Raw genomic sequence first — 16,876 nt, 5'->3', positions numbered from 1 at the left:
AGGGAAGCAAACGCGGCTTTGAACAATGCCGAAAGCAAAGCCGAGAGCAAAGCGCAACTTTAGGCGCGGAAACGCGTATTAGTAACCCGACTATCTTTGGAGAGGGGATTGAAATGGCAGCCGATACACAGCCTGAAGTGATCATCTACGTCGTTTCCGATTCCGCCGGCGATACCGGCGAGCTTGTCGTCAGGGCTGCGGTAGCCCAATTTCATCCCATTCATACGGAAATCCGCCGGGTTCCGTTCGTGCACGACGAAGCCTCGCTCGAGCGTTACGTCGCGCAGGCGAAGCAGCACGGCGCGATCATGCTGTACACCCTCGTGCTTCCGGGCTTGCGGGAAGCGATGCTCCAGCTGGCGGAGAACCACGGCGTGACGGCCATCGACCTGCTGGGCTCGCTCATCCAAAGCCTGGAGCAAAAGACGGACCGCAAGGCGCGCCAGGAGCCGGGACTGAACCACGTGCTGGACGAAAACTATTTCCGCAAGGTCGATGCCGTCGAGTTCGCCGTCAAGTACGACGACATGCGCGACACGACGGGCATTCTGAAAGCGGACATCGTGCTCGTCGGGGTGTCGCGGACGTCCAAGACGCCGCTGTCGATGTACTTGGCGCATAAGCAGTTCAAGGTCGCGAACGTACCGCTCATTCCGGAAGTCGGACCGCCGCCGGAGCTGTTCCAAATTCCCAAGGAGAAGGTCGTCGGCCTCACCATCGACGTGCATTATCTGAACGGGATCCGAAAAGAACGGCTCAAGGCGCTCGGCCTGCCGGACAGCGCGTCGTACGCGAAGGCGGACCGAATCGAGTTCGAGCTGCAGTATGCCGCCTCGGTCATGGAGAAAATCGGCTGTCTCGTCATCGACGTCTCCCACAAGGCGGTCGAAGAGACGGCCAGCCTGATCCTCGAACACATCGAATCCGTTTGAGCGCGGGAAAGCAGGATTTTTTGGTTATTTGCCGTATATAATAGTACGGAAGTTACACTTGAAGATACGGTGGTGCTAAGTTGACGGCGGAGCCAACGATCGTAGTCGATGCCGATGCGTGTCCGGTGAAGCGGGAAATTGTCGAAGCGGCCCGGGCGCGCGGCGTGCCGGTGCTGATGGTCGCTTCGCACGACCACCGGCTTCAGCAGGAGGCCGGGGTCGAGATCATGCAGGTCGACCGCAGCGACCAGTCGGTCGATTTGTACATCGCGAACCGCGTGCGGCGCGGCGATATCGTCGTGACCCAGGATTTCGGGCTGGCCACGATCGCGCTTGCCCGGGGAGCGGTTGCCCTTTCCCCGAGGGGCGAGCAGTACCACGACCGCAACATCGATTATTTGATGGAACGCAGGCACGCGCTTGCGAAACGGCGGCGGGGAGGCGGAAGGACGAAAGGGCCGAGAGCGATGACGGACGAGGACCGGTACCGCTTTCAGCAAAAGCTGACAAAAGTTTTGGAATCTCGGCAGGAGAATGGTGAACCGTAGCGAATAGTATTACTTGTTATTCAGGATGAAGGTGAAAGAGTATGGCTTACGGGAAAATACCGGATTCCGTTATCGAAGCGGTGCTCAAGCACCACGATATCGTCGAAACGGTAGCGAAGTACGTTCACCTCTCGAAGCACGGGAAATACATGAAGGGGCTTTGCCCGTTCCATTCGGAGAAGACGCCGTCGTTCACGGTCACCCCCGAGAAAGGGATTTTCTACTGCTACGGCTGCGGCAAGGGCGGTAACGCGATTAAGTTCATCGAGGAAATCGAAGAATATTCGTTTCCCGAGGCCGTTCGCGTCATGGCGGAAGAAGCCGGAATCCCGATCGCGTGGGGCGGCGCGCCGGAAGGTCAGCGCGGCGACGAAGGGAACGGAGAACGCGACAAGCTGGTTCAAGCCCATGAACTGGCGGTGAAATTGTATCATTATTTGCTTATGAACACGACGCACGGACAACCGGCTCTGCAATACTTGCGTTCGCGCGGCGTAACCGACAAGCAGATCGATCACTTTTCGATCGGCTACGCGCCGCCGGAATGGGATACGCTCGCGCGCTTTCTGGAGAAGCGGGAATTCGACCTGTCTTTGATGGAGAAGGGCGGGCTGCTCATCGGCAAGCAGGACAGGAGCGGATACATCGACCGTTTCCGGGACCGGATCATGTTTCCCATCTGGAATCGGGACGGCAAGCCGATCGCGCTTGCGGGACGGATGCTCGGCGAGGGTCAGCCGAAGTATTTGAATTCCCCCGAGACGATGCTCTTCAACAAGAGCCGGAATTTGTACAATTTTCATCATGCCAGGGCGGCGATGCGCAAGAACAGGCGCGTCGTTTTGTTTGAAGGGTACATGGACATCGTGAAGGCGTGGAGCGCCGGCGTTCAGAACGGCGTGGCTTCGATGGGAACGTCCCTGACGGAGGAGCATGCGGCGGTGCTGCAGCGCAACGCGGACGAAGCGGTGATCTGCTATGACGGAGACAATGCGGGACAAGCCGCGGCGCTGAAGTCGATTCCGATCCTGGAGAAGGCCGGACTGAAGGTGCAGGTGGCCATGCTGCCGAAGGGCATGGACCCGGACGAGTTCATCGAAGCCAACGGCGCGCACGCCTTCATGCGCGAAATTATCGAACATCCGGTGTCCGCCACAAAATTTAAATTATTATATGCAAAGAAAAACCATATACTCCTAGAAGAAGAGGGACAGAAAAATTACTTGCTTGAAGCCGTACGCATCATCGCCGTGCTGGATTCGCCGACAGAGCGGGAATTTTACTTGAAGGAGCTGTCCCGGGAGTTCGATATGTCCCTGGAATCGCTGAAGCAGGACTGTTTTAACGAACGGCAGCAGCTTCAAAAAATGAAACCGCAAAGGGATAATAACGACAATTCGTGGAATAATGGTAGGAATGAAAACCGTGAAAACCGCCGGAAGTCCTCGGCGCCGCCGGTGCTGCCCGCGTACCAGGTAGCCGAGCGCAAGCTGCTTGCGCAAATGCTGCAAAGCGCGGATACGGCCGGCGCGGTGCATCGGAAGCTCGGGGAAGCGTTCCACGTGGAGGATCACGCAGCGCTTGCTGCTTATTTATATGCTTATTATGCGCAAGGCCATGATCCGGATGTTAGCCGGTTTATTGCATCGCTTCAGGATGACCGTCTGGAACGGACGGCCGCTTCGATCTTGATGATGGACGACGATATGCCTTTCGACGAGCAGCTGCTCGACGATTACGTCAACGAAATCGTCAAGGTGCCTAAACTACGGGAAGTCGAAGAGAAAAAAGAAGCCATGGTTCGGGCGGAGCGGTCCGGCGATATGCTGAAAGCGGCACAAATTGCAAGTGAGATTATAGCCCTAGAGAGACAGCTTAAAGGTCGGTAGGATGATCGTTTCTAGGGAGGAGGGAGTCGGAATATGGCGAATGATCAACATACTGAACTGGATACGGAACAAAAGCTGGAACTCGTCAAGGAACAGCTGATTGAACACGGAAAGAAGAGATCCTCCTTAACCTACAAAGAAATTATGGAGAAGCTCTCGCCGTTCGATCAGGACCCGGAACAAATCGACGAGTTTTTCGAGCAGCTTGACGATATCGGCATCGAAGTGGTAAACGAGAACGACGAAGATCTTCCGCTCGGCGGCAGGGAAGATCAGGAACGGGATCAGGACGACTTCAACTTCGACGATGACTTGGCGCTCCCGCCCGGCATTAAAATAAACGATCCCGTCCGGATGTACTTGAAGGAAATCGGCCGCGTCCCGCTGCTGTCGGCGGACGACGAAGTCGAACTCGCCAAGCGCATCGAGCACGGCGACGAAGAAGCGAAGCGCAGACTGGCCGAAGCGAACCTCCGGCTCGTCGTCAGCATCGCCAAGCGCTACGTCGGCCGCGGCATGCTGTTCTTGGATTTGATTCAGGAAGGCAACATGGGCTTGATCAAAGCCGTCGAGAAGTTCGACCATACGAAAGGGTACAAATTCAGCACGTACGCCACTTGGTGGATCAGACAAGCGATCACCCGCGCGATCGCGGACCAGGCGCGCACGATCCGGATTCCGGTTCATATGGTGGAAACGATCAACAAGCTCGTCCGGGTATCCCGTCAGCTGCTGCAGGAGCTGGGTCGCGAGCCGAGTCCGGAAGAAATCGCGGCGGAAATGGATCTGAGCACGGAGAAAGTCCGGGAAATCATGAAAATCGCGCAGGAGCCGGTGTCGCTTGAAACGCCGATCGGGGAAGAAGACGACTCGCACTTGGGAGATTTCATCGAGGACCAGGAGGCGCTCGCACCGGCGGACGCCGCCGCGTACGAGCTGCTGAAGGAACAGCTGGAGGACGTGCTCGATACGCTTACGGAGCGCGAGGAGAACGTGCTGAGGCTTCGTTTCGGCCTGGACGACGGCCGTACCCGCACGCTGGAGGAAGTGGGCAAAGTGTTTGGCGTCACGCGCGAACGGATTCGCCAAATCGAAGCGAAGGCGCTGCGCAAGCTGCGGCATCCGTCCCGCAGCAAACGGTTGAAAGATTTTCTCGAATAGTCATTCCGGGACCTTACTGCTTCGTGCAGCAAGGTCTTTTTTGAAGAAACGGACCGGATCGCCGCTGCTTCGATGAAGGCCAACTTGACGTTAAGCGAGGGACGACAGGACTGCCATGGACCAGGAACGACGTAAAACGATTGTCAAAGAGATCGAGCATTGGCAGCGGACCAAATTGCTGCCCGAGCAGTATTGCGACTTTCTGCTTAATCTGTATTTGGAAGAAGGAGAGTCCCGGAAGCCTGCTTCGTTCGCGGGCAGAGCGGCGGTCGTCGTCAAGGAAGCATCGGCGAAACAATGGCTGCTTACATTTGGAATATTTTCCTTGATTTGTTTTATTGTTCTTTATTTTAACGTTTTTCATCCGGTATTGCAAATCGCGGTCAGCGTGACGGGCGTTTATACCTTGCTTATTCTAGGTCAAAAGTACCGGATACGAAGTGAGTCCGCCGGCCTGGGCCTAATCGGCGCCGGCATGCTGCTCATGCTCGGCGCGGGCCTGTACATGCTGCAGCTGCACGAGCTGCAAGCTTGGGGCTGGAAGGCCGGGCTCCTGTCGGCGTGCGCGCTCGCCTGGGTCGCGTTCGGCATCGGCGCCCGCATCCCGTTGCTGCATCTGTGCGGCTGGCTGGCGTCCTTCCTCGTCTATGCCTGGCTGCTGGCCAACAAGACGAACGCGCCGGCGTGGTACGAAATTCAGCTGTACTGGGTGCCGCTGTCGTTCGTGTTCGGCTGGTTCAGCTGGTTCGTGCAGCGGTGGACGAAGCCGGCGGCCTCGATGCTGTTCGCGGCCGGCGCGCTCGCCTGGTTCATGCCGGAGCTGTACGCCGCGCTGTTCGCGGACGCGGCGGGCGGGATTCAACTGCAGCTGATCGTCAAAATCATCGCGGGAGGGGCCTTGCTCTTCTCGCTTCGAAAACAATGGATTGCGTGGGTTGCCTAACATGATAAAGCTGTCGAAACGATTACAAACGATCGCGGACCGCGTGACCGCGGGCGCGCGCGCCGCCGATATCGGCTCCGACCACGCGCTGCTGCCGGTCTACCTGGTGCAAACCGGGAAATGCCCGTCGGCGATCGCGGGAGAACTGAACGACGGGCCGCTGCAGGCGGCGAAGCGCCAGATCGCCGAAGCCGGACTGGCGAAGGCCGTCGCGGCGCGAAAAGGGAACGGGCTGGCCGTTCTCGAGCCCGGCGAAGCCGATACCGTCACCATCGCGGGGATGGGCGGCAGCCTGATGGCGGAAATTTTGGAGACGGGCCGTCTTGCCGGCAAGCTGGAAGGCGTCCGCGAGCTGGTGCTGCAGCCGAACGTCGGCGAGGAGCTCGTTCGCCGGTGGCTCTTCGAGCACGGCTACGTGCTGCAGGGCGAGTGGCTGCTGGAGGAGGACGGGAAGCTGTACGAAGTGCTGCGCGCGCTTCGCGAAGCGGACAGCCCGCCGGACGTCACGAACGCGCAGGTGTACGATCCCGCCTTCCTGCCGGCCGGTATGAACGCGGAGCGGAAGCGCTTCTGGCTGTTCCGCATGGGCCCGTACCTGCTGCGCCAGCGGGCGGAGCTGCTGCCGGAGAAGTGGCGGCAGGAACACGGCAAGCTGAAGCGGATCCGCGCGCAGCTCGAACAGTCCGAGCTCGCGGAATCGCGCGGCAAGGAAGCGCAGCTGCGCGAAGAAATGGAAGCGATCGAGGAGGTGCTGTCTTGTTTGCAAACGGTCAAACCGTCGTCCAGCTCGTAGAGCAGCTGGCGCCGAAGCATATCGCCATGGAAAACGACAAGATCGGCCTGCAGCTCGGCACGCTGCAGAAGGAAGTGACGAAGGTGCTCGTGGCGCTCGACGTCACGCCGGAGGTCGTCGACGAAGCGATCGCGGCCGGCGTCGAGCTGATCGTCGCGCACCACGCGATCATTTTCCGGCCGCTGGCCAAGCTCGACACCTCTACGCCCGCGGGCAAGCTGTACGAGAAGCTGATCAAGCACGATATCGCGGTCTATATCGCGCATACGAATTTGGACGTTGCGGACGGCGGCATCAACGATTGGATGGCCGACATGCTCGGCGTGCCCGCGGAGGGGCGCTCGGCGCTGGAGGACGTCCACACGGACAAGCTGTACAAGCTCGTCGTCTTCGTGCCGGAGACGCATCACGAGCAGGTGCTGCAGGCGGTCTGGAACGCCGGCGCCGGCCAGATCGGCGGCTACAGCCACTGCAGCTTCAACATCGACGGCGTCGGCACGTTCAAGCCGGGCGAAGGCGCGCAGCCGTTCATCGGCGAAGCCGGCCGGCTGGAGCGCGTCAAGGAGGTCCGGATCGAGACGATCGTGCCGCACAGCGCGCACCGCAAAGTCGTGCAGGCGATGCTGAAGGCGCATCCGTACGAGGAGGTCGCGTACGATCTCTACGCCGTCGAGCTGAAGGGCCGCGTCTTCGGGCTCGGAAGGGTCGGGAAGCTGCCGGAGCCGGTGAAGCTGGGCGAGCTCGCGGCGAGGGCCAAAGCCGCCTTCGGCGTGCCGATGCTCCGCCTCGTCGGCGATCCGGAGCGGCCCGTCCGCAAGGTAGCGGTGCTGGGCGGTTCGGGCTCTCGCTATATCCGCCACGCGTCCTTCGCGGGCGCCGACGTGCTGGTCACCGGCGATATCGATTACCATACCGCGCACGACGCGCTGGCGGCCGGGCTCGCGGTCATCGATCCCGGCCACAACATCGAGAAGCTCATGAAGCCGCGCCTGGCCGACTGGCTCCGTCAGGAGCTGCGGCGGCGCGGCTACGCCACGGAAACGATGCCGTCGCAGGTCGACACGGAGCCGTTCCGGTTCCTGTAGGCGCCGCCGCGGGAAGCCGCTAACAGCGCTGCCGGAGTTGCCCTGCGCAAGTAAAAGCGGCCAATGCGCGATTCCGCCTTGAGGTTTGGCCGCGTTCTTAGTATACTATTGAATACGCGGAAAGTTTGACAGACAATCGCTGGCGGCCTTGTTGCCGCGAGAGGAAAGTCCGGGCTCCGTAGGGCGAAGATGCTGGATAACGTCCAGTCGGCGCGAGCCGAAGGATAGTGCCACAGAAATGGACCGCCGATGGCTGCGATAACGACGCGGCACAGGCAAGGGTGGAACCGTGGTGTAAGAGACCACGAGGACCGTTGGCGACAACGGTGCTGGTAAACCCCATCTGGAGCAAGACCGAGAGAACGCGGCAGCCTCGCGCTGCAACCCTTGCCCGGGGAGCGTTCGGGTTGGTCGCTTGAGCCGGTCAGCAATGGCCGGCCTAGATAGATGATTGTCGCTTCATAAGTGGGAGGGTAGTTCCCGTTTGACCACGCGAAGCACAGAACCCGGCTTACGGCAAGCTTTCCATATGCTCAAATAACCCGCAAGGCATCATGCCTTGCGGGTTATTTCGCGTTGCCGGTCCGGCTGCTCTTCAGGCAAGCGGATCAGCTGTATTTGCGGGCGATTTGGGCCAGCCGCCGCTCGACCTGCTGCGGGAACTTCTGCAGCGACGCGGTGGTCGATTGGCGCGCGGCCAGCAGCGCGCGGTCGACGTCGATTTGGCCGTAGCCGAAGTATTTGTCTTTGCCCTTGCTGCCCAAATCCTTCGCGGATTTGCGAATGATGTCCATGACCTCGACGTTGGACAGATCCGGATTGATGGAGCGGACCAGCCCCGCGAGCGCCGCGACGTGCGGACTGGCCATCGACGTGCCGGACAGGGCGGCGTATTGGCTGCCCGGATAGGTGCTCGCGATCGTCATGCCCGGCGCCGCGACGTCGACGTAGTCGCCGTAGTTGGAGAACGGCGAGCGCGTGCCGTCGGCGTTGGTGGACGCGACCGCGAGCACTTCCGGATAAGCAGCCGGATAGCCGGGCCGTTCGGTGTTGTCGTTGCCGCTCGCGGCGACGAGCACGACGTCCCGGTCATAGGCGTATTTGATCGCATCGTGGAGGAACTGCGCTTCGGCATAGTTGCCGAGGCTCATGTTGATGACCTTGATGCCGTGGTCGGTTGCCCAAATGATGCCCTCGGCGACCGAATAGGTCGAGCCGGCGCCGCTCGCGTCGAGCACCTTGACCGGCACGATCTTGTTGAACCAGGTCAGCCCCGCGACGCCTTCCCCGTTATTGACGGAGGCGGCGATAATGCCGGATACGTGCGTACCGTGGCCGACGTCGTCGTCCGGCGGGGCGGTTTGGTCGACCAGATTGGTGCCTTCGTCGATTTTGCCGATCAGGTCGGGATGGTCGGCCTGCACGCCCGTGTCCAGCACGCCGATCCGCACTTGATTGTTGCCTTTGGATACCGTCCAGCCCTTCTCCGTCTCGATGACCGGCAAATTCCATTGGTACTGGGCGTACAAGGCGTCGTTCGGCACGATCGACGCGCCGTTGTCGGCATTCGTGCCGGCGGACGGCACGTCGTTGGTCATGTACAGGTAATGAGGCTCGACGTAAGCGACATGCCAGCTGCGCTTGAAATACCGCATCATGTCGTCGGCTTCCATGGCGCGGGAACGGAAGACATACGTGTAGCCCAGCTTTTTCACCGAAACGGCGGAGATGTCATGCTGAATCCGGGCCATCTCGTCGCCGGTCGGCTGCTGCCGGAAACGGACCACGACTTCGTTGATGTGGTAATGGCTCGCGTTCCCGTTGTCTTCGCCGCTGTCGACCGTGATGTCCGTCGTGGAGTTCGGCTTCACCGATTCGATCTTGTACTTGCCCTCGGCCGGGTAAGGGACGAGGCGCAGGTTCCGCCGCTGATGGCCTTCGACCTTCATGACGATATCCTGCAGCAGCACCCCGACGATGCCGTCCCCGCGATGCTTCCGGTCGGCTTCGCCGATCACCATGTACCGGTGCCCGTTCGCTTGGAGCGGCGACGATGCGTAGTCCTGGCCGGCCATCACGCGTTTCTTCGCTCGGCCGACCAGGTCGTCCAACTGCGCGGAGGACGGTTTGGCGCCCAGCGCGACGCTGCCGCCTTGGTGATGCCACCAGACGTAGACCATCTGCTTGTGCATCTTCATCATATGCGCCAGGTGCTGCTTGTTCATCGGCATGGACGCTTCGTGCTGGATCAATTTCTGGAAATTGCGGGCGCATTCCGTCGTGCACAGCAGCGCGGTCGCGTCCATGTCCGACTTGACGGTCGCCAGCTTCATCTGGCGTTCCTTGTGCGCGGACAGCGTGCTGACTTTGGCCTTGTTCGACGGCGCCTTTACCGGTCCTCCGCCAAACCACGGCGTCAGCGGGATGAGGAACGCCAGCGCGGCAAGCACGGCGAACCAGCCGATCCATTTACGTCGAGTCATATCGTCTTATCCTCCCTGATCGGCGCCGCCTCGGGAAAGCCGCGGCCCTGTCGTCAACTTGTCTTTAGGGTAGCGTGCGCCGGAGCAAAATATACGGCCGGCCGGTCCAAACGGCAGTACCATCTGTTTCAATTTTGTGGTACGATGTTGATGATTTAAGTATTGTTTGCAGATGATGAAAGGGGATCTACCTATCATGCCTTCGACTAACGTAAAAGCGATTAGCGAATCGACCCGGGACAAATTGAAAATGGCCATCAGCCAGCTGGAAGCGTTTCTGAACGAAAACGCCCTGCCCCAACTTCTCGCCGAAGATCAAGACAGTGAATCGGCGCTTTTTTATAAAGGCTTGCTGTCCGACCTTCGCCACATGCTCGTGTTCTCCGAAGTGGCGTACGAGAAGCTCGGCGTGGCGCTGAGAAGGCCGAATTTCGATACGGATTTCGCGGAACGCGCGCTTTACGAAGTCTATCATCAATGCGTCAACGCCTTCTTCTATCCGAAGAACGAGTGCTATTCCGAAGACGGCCGCTACGCGTATACGGGACAAGACGCCATCCGCTTCCGGAAGAAGCCGGTCCGCGCGGGACGGGACATCGTCCTGTCCGTATCCAAAATCTTCGAGGAGCTGCGCGACGACCTGTCGTATTACGAGAGTGATTACATGACGCAGCGGCGCATGCAAGGTCAAAAATAAGGCAGACATAACTCACCCCCGGTACGGGCAACTTGATACCGGGGGTGATTTTTATGCCGAATGGCGTTAGCTGCAGCGTCGCGAACTGTTCCTTCTGGGAAGAAGGCAACAAATGCGCTGCCGCTAAGATCCAGGTCGATATCGACCGCCATGCAGAAGTCGAATTCGGATCCGAATTCGCCGGAGAAGGATTTGGCCACGAACACCAGGACAAGGCGATGAACAGTGCGTCCACATGCTGCCATACCTTTAAACCGAAGGAGTGAAGCGAAATGGAACGCGAATCCGAGCATCGTTTCGAGCACAGCCCGCATGACGATTCGGCAACGAATCCGCTTTACCATCCCGACATGAAAGCCTATAACGAAGAATCGGCGGCGGAAATCGCCGTGCCGCAGCGCTCCATGCCCGACTATTATCCGGACCGCGGCGTCACCAAGCGAACGAACGACGTCGTGCGCGAAACGAAATCGGCGGGCGTGGCGACCGGATGGGCGGCGCTGATCCTGGCGGTCATGTCCTGGATCGTCTGGCCGATCGTGCTGGGGGCGACCGCGGTCGTCGTCGGCTTCATCGCGTACTGGCAGGGCGCGCGCGGACTCGGCGTAACGTCCATTACGCTCGGTTTCATCGCCGTGCTGGCTTACTTGGTCCTTGTCCCTCTTTATTATGCGATATCCTGATCGAACCGGCGGAGAGCATGCCTCTTCGCCGTTTTTTTACATAAGCGGGCGGCGTCGCCCGGGATACGGCGCGCGCTCGCAGGCGGAATGACTCAGCCTTGGGTCCAATGGCTCATTGGTGAATCAGGGCGAAAGGATGTAAAATGATGTTAATCCTTGTCGAAACCAAGCCTTAACCCGTGGAGGTCTATCCCGAAATGAGCATCGATCCGCGTATTATGAGTACCCTCCTCCAGCTTCAATTCATGCCGAGCCTCGATTTGAACGGCAACGAAAACGTCATGTCCGCGGCGGCGGGCACGGACGGGTCGTCGCTGTTCGATACGCTGCTGCAGCAATATATGGCCGGCGGTTCCGGCAGCGACCGGGCGGACGCGGACGGACTCGCTTCGATGGGCGGCCCATCGGCGCTCGGCGGCTTGAGCGAGCTGATGCCGATGCTCGGCGGCTCGGGCGAGCCGGCCACGGCGGACGCTGGCGCGGCGGGCGATTACGAGCCGCTGATTCGGAGGGCCGCGGCCAAGTACGGCATCGACCCGTCGCTGATCAAAGCCGTCATTCAGACGGAATCCTCCTACAATCCGAGCGCGGAATCCGGCGCGGGCGCCAAAGGGCTGATGCAGCTGATGGACGGTACCGCGAGAAGCCTCGGCGTGACGAATCCGTTCGATCCTGCCCAAAACATCGAAGGCGGCACGAAATTTCTCGCTTATTTGATGAAGAAATACGACGGGAACGACCAAGCGGCGCTGGCGGCGTACAACGCGGGGCCGGGCCGGGTGGACCGCGCGGGCATTCAGACGAACGCCGATTTTCAGGCGCTGATGGAACGGCTGCCCGAAGAGACGCGGAATTACGTGACGAAAGTGCTGAACGCCCGGACGAGCTATATCGGTTGAACGTAACCGGGATTCCGCGGCGGGCATCGAGATTCCGCCCCCGAAGGCCGAAGCGGCAATTCCTGCCGCTTCGGCCTTCGGTCGTTGATCTTTGCCGCCGCGATGCGATACTATTAGGAAATGCACATCAGCGAACGCGAAAGGACGAGGCAGCATGCATTATTTCGATCATTGCGCATCGACGCCTCCGCTGGAGGACGTCATCCGGACGATGGCCGAAGTCATGGCCAAACATTACGCGAACCCGTCCTCGCTTCATCGCGGAGGCCAGGAAGCGAAGCATATCTTGGAGCGGGCCCGCGCCGTCGTCGCAAGCCTCTTCCCGGGAACGGCCGCGGAAGAATGGCTGTTCACCTCGGGCGGCACGGAAAGCAATAACATGGCCATCCTCGGAGCGGCGCGCAGCCTCGCGAAGAAAGGCAAGCATCTCGTGACGACCGCCATCGAGCATCCGTCCGTCTACGATACGGTCCGCGGCCTGGAACGCGAAGGATGGACGGCCGCGTACGTGCCCGCCGACGAGACGGGCATCGTGTCCGCCGACGCGGTCGAAGCGGCGCTGACGGACGAGACGGCGCTCGTCAGCGTCATGCACGTCAATAATGAAGTCGGCTCGATCCAGCCGATCGCGGACATCGGCGCCCGCTTGAAGCGGCGCGGGAATATCGCGTTCCACGTAGACGGCGTGCAAAGCGTCGGCAAGGTGCCGGTGGATCTCGCCGGCAGCCGGGTCGATCTGTTCTCCGCCGCGGCGCACAAGCTCGGCGGGCCGCGCGGCGTCGGGCTGCTCTACGTCCGGCAGGACCTGCAGCTCGAGCACGTATACGGCGGAGGCAGCCAGGAGCGGGGGCTGCGTCCCGGCACCGAGAACGTGCCGGCGATCGTCGCGGCGGCGAAGGCCTTCCGGCTCGCCGTCGAGCGTCAGCCGGAGCGGGCCGCGCGCATGTACGCGCTGCGGGCGAAGCTCTTGGCCGGCATCGCGTCCATCCCGGAGCTGGTGCCGAACGGCAGCCCCGATCTCGGCGCCGGCGGCGGAGCCGCTCCCAACATCGTGAACTTCTCCTACCCCGGCATGCGGCCGGAGGTGATCGTTCATATGCTCGAGAAGCACGGCATTCTGGCCTCGACCAAGTCGGCCTGCTCCTCGAAGAGCGACGAGCCGAGCCGGGTGCTGCTGGCGATGGGCCTGTCCCGCGAACGGGCCTCGAGCGGGGTCCGCGTCAGCTTCGGCGACGAGCACGGCGACGCCGAAGTGGCGCGGCTGTGCGAGATGCTGGAGAAGGTCGTGCACAAGCTAAAACCGTTGGAACGCAAAGGGGACTGACAGATGAATCCGGATATGATACTGCTGCGCTTCGGCGAATTTACCGTAAAAGGAAGAAACCGCGACCGGTTCGAGAAGCGGGTATGGGAACAGGTAAGGCGGGCGCTCGGCGATTTTCCGCGCGCGGGGATCCAGAAGGCTTTCGGGCGCCTCTACGTCGCGTTGAACGGCGAGCCCTATGAAGAGATGGCGGTCCGGCTGCGCGACGTCTTCGGCATCGTATCCTTCAGTCCCGTGCGCAAGACGCCGAACGATCTGGAGGCGATCCGAATTGCGGCGATCGACGTCATGCGGGGATTGCCGAGGCAGCCGGAGACGTTCAAGGTGTCCGTCCGCCGCGTCGACAAGAGCTTCCCGCACGACTCGCAGGAAATGAACCATCTGGTCGGCGGCCATGTGCTCCGCGAGCTGCCCGGCCTGAAGGTGAACGTCCGGGAGCCGGAGGTGGAGCTGAAGGTCGAGATCCAGCCCGAAGGGACGTACGTGTTCAGCCGCGTGGAGCAGGCCGCCGGCGGCTTCCCGTACGGCACGAACGGCAAGGCGCTGCTGCTGCTCTCGGGCGGCATCGACAGCCCCGTCGCGGGGTACTTGGCGATGCGGCAGGGCTTGGAGCTGGAGGCGGTTCATTTTTACAGTTATCCGTACACCAGCGAGCAGGCCACGGAAAAGGTCATCTCGCTCGTGCGGAAGCTGTCGCACTATACGGGGGCGCCGATCAAGCTGCATCTCGTCTCGTTCACCGATATTCAAACCGCTATCGCGCAGGGCGGCCACGATTCGCTGATCATTACGCTCATGCGGCGCGCGATGCTGCGCATCGCCGATCGGCTGGCGGAAGAGCGGGAAGCGCTCGGGGTGGTGACGGGAGACAGCCTTGGCCAGGTCGCGAGCCAGACGCTGAGCAGCATGAACGTCATCGGCCGGGCCACGGAGCTGCCGTTGCTGCGCCCGCTCGTGACGATGGACAAGAACGAGATCATCCGGATCGCGCGGAACATCGACACGTACGACACGTCGATCTTGCCGTACGAAGACTGCTGCACGCTCTTCGTGCCGAAGAATCCGTCGACCAATCCGAACTTGGGCGTGGTCGAGAAGGCGGAGGCGGGCCTCGCGGATTTGGATGGCATGATCGGCAGGGCGGTCGCCTCCGCCGAGACGCTGTCCATTACGCCGGAGTTCCGGTCCGCGGCGCAATCCGCCGGCGAGGACGATTGGTTTTAACGCATGCGAACCTTGCGGTATACGGTAAACGAGAGCTAGTCGGCCTTGTCCCCGGGATGAGGCGCGATTGGCTCTTTTTGCTTGGCTTTCGCGGCCGCGAGGCAGTAAAAATAAGGTTGACAGAAGGGGGATGGCGGGGTGTATTAAACACTGTTTTAAACAACGTTTAAATCTGACCGGAGGGATTCCCGCGACGAAAGAGAACATATTGGCCGCCACGTTGGAATTGATCAAAGCTGAGGGCATCGAAGGCGTCACGATTCGCAAAATCGCCGCCGCGGCGGGAGCGAACGTCGCGCTCGTCAATTATTATTTCGGCTCGAAAGAGAAGCTGATCAGCGAGACGCTGAAAGTTCAGCTCACCTCGTTCCAAGCGGCTTTCGCCGTGTTCGACGAGACGGAGCTTCCGGCGCTCGTGCGCTTGAAGCGGTTCCTGCTGTCGTACACGTCCTCGCTGGAGAAGCATCCCGAGCTGATCAAACGGCTGCTCGTGCAGGAGCAGTGGTTCGAATCGCAGGCGGAATATTCCGAATTTCTCAAGAGTCAAGGCCTGGATAAGCTGCTTCCGCGTTGACGGAAATCATCGGCCCGGCCAACAGGGACAAGCTGCTGCTGATGACGCAGCAAATGTTCGCCGCGATTTTGTCGCCCGTCATCAAGGCCGGCTTGGCGAACAAGCACGATTCCATGCAGGACAGCTCCCTGCACACCGCCGCCACGATCGAGGAGCAGATCGATTTGTTCCTGGATCACTATTTTTATCAATACGAGGCTAATTGAGCAGAAAGCAGAGGCATTCATGTCACGAACGCAAGCCAACACGAAAGGACAAGACGAGTTCTCGTTGAAGTCCATCCTCCCGCCGCTGCTTGCCATCATCGTGGGGATGATCATGGTTATTTTGGACAGCACGGGCTGGTTGACGGACAAATTCGGCTCCAAGCAAATTTTCATGCTGACGATCGCCTTGTTCACGATCGGCTCGGTCCTGTGCGGCATCGCGCAAACGCCGGAGCAGCTGATCCTCTTCCGCGTCATCCAAGGCTTGGGCGGCGGGATGGTCTCCCCGATCGGGATGGCGATGGTCTTCAAGCTCGCGCCGGCGGAACGCCGCGGCTCGATCATGGGCATGCTCGGCATTCCGATGCTCATGGCGCCGGCGTTCGGCCCCGTGCTGTCCGGCTGGCTGGTCGATTCCGTCAGCTGGCATTGGATTTTCATGATCAACCTGCCGATCGGCATCATCGCCTTCATTCTGGGTCTTCGTTATTTGCCGCATTCCGACCGTCAAACCGCTCCGCATCTGGACGTCATCGGCATGTGCCTGGCGCAGATCGCGTTAGCCATGTTGGCCTATGGCGTGAGCGAGGGCGGAACGAGCTGGACCTCCGCGTCCACGATTATAGGCTTGTCGGTAGGCGGCGCCGCGCTGATCGTCTTCATCTTCGTGGAACTGATGCAGAAGCAGCCGCTGCTCGAGCTGAAAGTATTCCGCTCCTCCGACTTTACGCGCAGCATCATCTTGACCTGGATCGTGCAGCTCGCGCTGTTCGGCGCCATGCTGCTCGTGCCGCTGTACTTGCAGGGCGTAAAGGGTTATTCGGCGCTGGAGACGGGCTGGATTCTGATGCCGCAGGCGCTGTGCGCGGGGATCGCCATGCCGATCAGCGGCAAGCTGTTCGATAAAATCGGCGCCCGTCCGCTCGCGTTCGCGGGTCTGGCCATCGTCGCCGTTTCGCTTTTCATCCTGGCGAACGTGACGGTCGACACCCAGCTGTGGGTCATTCTCTTGTCCATCTGCATGATGGGGATCGGCATGGGATTCTCCATGATGCCGCTCAACACGCACGTGCTCAATTCCGCTCCGCGCCGGCTGGTCAGCCGCGTCACGCCGCTCACGACGGCGGCGCAGCAGGTCGTCGTCTCGTTCGCCGTCGCGGGCTTGACGGGTTATCTGACGTCGCAGATCAATACCCACGCCGCGGGCGCGGGGGCGAACGCGAATCCGCTGACGGCCGTCGTGGCCGGCTACGGCGACACGTTCTTCCTGTCCGCCTGCATCGCGACCGTAGGCGTCGCGCTGACCCTGCTGCTGCGCAAGCCGCGCTTGAAGGCCGAAGATCGGAAGGCGGGCGGCGAAGCGCCGGACCCGGCCATGATGATGGGTCACTGATTCCCGACCCGCTTGCGGCCGCCGCACCGATCGCGGCTTAAC

General features: G+C 60.7%; 17 protein-coding genes and 1 other RNA gene. 17 read left to right on the top strand and 1 reads right to left on the bottom strand.

The genetic code is table 11. From position 1 onward, the window contains the following. Nucleotides 1-113: 113 nt before the first annotated feature. The 8 genes from BMZ79_RS08115 (at nucleotide 114) to rnpB (ending at nucleotide 7,880) form a co-directional block, all read left to right on the top strand. Nucleotides 114-932 (top strand): pyruvate, water dikinase regulatory protein, encoded by an 819-nt coding sequence (locus tag BMZ79_RS08115; protein ID WP_090638447.1) that lies wholly within the window; start codon nucleotides 114-116, stop codon nucleotides 930-932. 80 nt (nucleotides 933-1,012) lie between these two features. Further along, on the top strand, nucleotides 1,013-1,480 hold the full coding sequence (locus BMZ79_RS08110) for a YaiI/YqxD family protein (protein ID WP_177222048.1): 468 nt from the start codon (nucleotides 1,013-1,015) through the stop codon (nucleotides 1,478-1,480). Nucleotides 1,481-1,521: 41 nt separating this feature from the next. After that, on the top strand, nucleotides 1,522-3,369 hold the full coding sequence (gene dnaG / locus BMZ79_RS08105) for a DNA primase (RefSeq protein WP_090638444.1): 1,848 nt from the start codon (nucleotides 1,522-1,524) through the stop codon (nucleotides 3,367-3,369). A 33-nt stretch (nucleotides 3,370-3,402) separates the two neighbouring features. Then, a complete protein-coding gene (gene rpoD, locus BMZ79_RS08100; protein ID WP_090638441.1) occupies nucleotides 3,403-4,530 on the top strand; it encodes an RNA polymerase sigma factor RpoD in 1,128 nt (375 codons plus the stop codon). Nucleotides 4,531-4,645: 115 nt separating this feature from the next. Then, a complete protein-coding gene (locus BMZ79_RS08095; protein WP_090638438.1) occupies nucleotides 4,646-5,473 on the top strand; it encodes a hypothetical protein in 828 nt (275 codons plus the stop codon). 1 nt (nucleotide 5,474) lies between these two features. After that, the gene (locus BMZ79_RS08090; protein ID WP_090638436.1) at nucleotides 5,475-6,266 is read left to right on the top strand and encodes a tRNA (adenine(22)-N(1))-methyltransferase; all 792 of its coding nucleotides are present in this window, start codon (nucleotides 5,475-5,477) and stop codon (nucleotides 6,264-6,266) included. Beyond that, a complete protein-coding gene (locus BMZ79_RS08085; RefSeq protein ID WP_090638433.1) occupies nucleotides 6,230-7,351 on the top strand; it encodes a Nif3-like dinuclear metal center hexameric protein in 1,122 nt (373 codons plus the stop codon). Before BMZ79_RS08090 ends, BMZ79_RS08085 begins: the two co-directional genes overlap by 37 nt. A gap of 120 nt (nucleotides 7,352-7,471) precedes the next feature. Then, an RNA gene (rnpB, locus tag BMZ79_RS08080) (RNase P RNA component class A) lies at nucleotides 7,472-7,880 on the top strand. 79 nt (nucleotides 7,881-7,959) lie between these two features. Here rnpB and BMZ79_RS08075 read toward each other — a convergent pair. After that, nucleotides 7,960-9,834: a S8 family peptidase gene (locus tag BMZ79_RS08075; protein ID WP_090638430.1), complete on the bottom strand. Its 1,875-nt coding sequence runs from the start codon at nucleotides 9,832-9,834 to the stop codon at nucleotides 7,960-7,962. Nucleotides 9,835-10,030: 196 nt separating this feature from the next. On the opposite strand from BMZ79_RS08075, the gene BMZ79_RS08070 reads away from it, so the two are divergent. The 9 genes from BMZ79_RS08070 to BMZ79_RS08030 all read left to right on the top strand — a co-directional run bounded on the left by BMZ79_RS08070 (nucleotide 10,031) and on the right by BMZ79_RS08030 (nucleotide 16,834). After that, a complete protein-coding gene (locus tag BMZ79_RS08070; RefSeq protein ID WP_090638428.1) occupies nucleotides 10,031-10,531 on the top strand; it encodes a YpuI family protein in 501 nt (166 codons plus the stop codon). A 53-nt stretch (nucleotides 10,532-10,584) separates the two neighbouring features. Then, on the top strand, nucleotides 10,585-10,797 hold the full coding sequence (locus BMZ79_RS08065) for a DUF1540 domain-containing protein (protein WP_090638777.1): 213 nt from the start codon (nucleotides 10,585-10,587) through the stop codon (nucleotides 10,795-10,797). 6 nt (nucleotides 10,798-10,803) lie between these two features. After that, complete coding sequence (locus tag BMZ79_RS08060) at nucleotides 10,804-11,214, top strand: DUF4190 domain-containing protein (RefSeq protein WP_090638425.1); 411 nt, start codon at nucleotides 10,804-10,806, stop codon at nucleotides 11,212-11,214. A gap of 218 nt (nucleotides 11,215-11,432) precedes the next feature. Further along, nucleotides 11,433-12,113 (top strand): lytic transglycosylase domain-containing protein, encoded by a 681-nt coding sequence (locus BMZ79_RS35480; RefSeq protein ID WP_305728340.1) that lies wholly within the window; start codon nucleotides 11,433-11,435, stop codon nucleotides 12,111-12,113. A 154-nt stretch (nucleotides 12,114-12,267) separates the two neighbouring features. Next, nucleotides 12,268-13,437 (top strand): cysteine desulfurase family protein, encoded by a 1,170-nt coding sequence (locus BMZ79_RS08050; protein ID WP_090638420.1) that lies wholly within the window; start codon nucleotides 12,268-12,270, stop codon nucleotides 13,435-13,437. A gap of 3 nt (nucleotides 13,438-13,440) precedes the next feature. After that, nucleotides 13,441-14,661 (top strand): tRNA uracil 4-sulfurtransferase ThiI, encoded by a 1,221-nt coding sequence (thiI, locus tag BMZ79_RS08045; RefSeq protein ID WP_090638418.1) that lies wholly within the window; start codon nucleotides 13,441-13,443, stop codon nucleotides 14,659-14,661. A 130-nt stretch (nucleotides 14,662-14,791) separates the two neighbouring features. Next, on the top strand, nucleotides 14,792-15,235 hold the full coding sequence (locus BMZ79_RS08040; protein WP_090638415.1) for a TetR/AcrR family transcriptional regulator: 444 nt from the start codon (nucleotides 14,792-14,794) through the stop codon (nucleotides 15,233-15,235). After that, nucleotides 15,232-15,441, top strand: a complete 210-nt coding sequence (locus tag BMZ79_RS08035; RefSeq protein ID WP_090638413.1) for a hypothetical protein — start codon at nucleotides 15,232-15,234, stop codon at nucleotides 15,439-15,441. Before BMZ79_RS08040 ends, BMZ79_RS08035 begins: the two co-directional genes overlap by 4 nt. 19 nt (nucleotides 15,442-15,460) lie before the next feature. Then, nucleotides 15,461-16,834: an MDR family MFS transporter gene (locus BMZ79_RS08030; protein WP_090638410.1), complete on the top strand. Its 1,374-nt coding sequence runs from the start codon at nucleotides 15,461-15,463 to the stop codon at nucleotides 16,832-16,834. Nucleotides 16,835-16,876: the final 42 nt, after the last annotated feature.

Source organism: Paenibacillus sp. UNC496MF (assembly GCF_900113915.1).
GTDB classification, from domain to species: Bacteria; Bacillota; Bacilli; order Paenibacillales; family Paenibacillaceae; genus Paenibacillus_Z; species Paenibacillus_Z artemisiicola.
Note: the sequence above shows the minus strand (reverse complement) of the source record. Positions and strands in the feature narration are given on the sequence as shown.

Bases quoted from the DNA above. Each gene is read 5' to 3' on its own strand.
- BMZ79_RS08115 (WP_090638447.1), top strand. From the start codon at position 114: ATGGCAGCCGATACACAGCCTGAAGTGATCATCTACGTCGTTTCCGAT.
- dnaG (WP_090638444.1), top strand. From the start codon at position 1,522: ATGGCTTACGGGAAAATACCGGATTCCGTTATCGAAGCGGTGCTCAAG.
- rpoD (WP_090638441.1), top strand. From the start codon at position 3,403: ATGGCGAATGATCAACATACTGAACTGGATACGGAACAAAAGCTGGAA.
- BMZ79_RS08095 (WP_090638438.1), top strand. From the start codon at position 4,646: ATGGACCAGGAACGACGTAAAACGATTGTCAAAGAGATCGAGCATTGG.
- BMZ79_RS08090 (WP_090638436.1), top strand. From the start codon at position 5,475: ATGATAAAGCTGTCGAAACGATTACAAACGATCGCGGACCGCGTGACC.
- BMZ79_RS08075 (WP_090638430.1), bottom strand. From the start codon at position 9,834: ATGACTCGACGTAAATGGATCGGCTGGTTCGCCGTGCTTGCCGCGCTG.
- BMZ79_RS08070 (WP_090638428.1), top strand. From the start codon at position 10,031: ATGCCTTCGACTAACGTAAAAGCGATTAGCGAATCGACCCGGGACAAA.
- BMZ79_RS08065 (WP_090638777.1), top strand. From the start codon at position 10,585: ATGCCGAATGGCGTTAGCTGCAGCGTCGCGAACTGTTCCTTCTGGGAA.
- BMZ79_RS08060 (WP_090638425.1), top strand. From the start codon at position 10,804: ATGGAACGCGAATCCGAGCATCGTTTCGAGCACAGCCCGCATGACGAT.
- BMZ79_RS35480 (WP_305728340.1), top strand. From the start codon at position 11,433: ATGAGTACCCTCCTCCAGCTTCAATTCATGCCGAGCCTCGATTTGAAC.
- BMZ79_RS08050 (WP_090638420.1), top strand. From the start codon at position 12,268: ATGCATTATTTCGATCATTGCGCATCGACGCCTCCGCTGGAGGACGTC.
- thiI (WP_090638418.1), top strand. From the start codon at position 13,441: ATGAATCCGGATATGATACTGCTGCGCTTCGGCGAATTTACCGTAAAA.
- BMZ79_RS08040 (WP_090638415.1), top strand. From the start codon at position 14,792: ATGGCGGGGTGTATTAAACACTGTTTTAAACAACGTTTAAATCTGACC.
- BMZ79_RS08030 (WP_090638410.1), top strand. From the start codon at position 15,461: ATGTCACGAACGCAAGCCAACACGAAAGGACAAGACGAGTTCTCGTTG.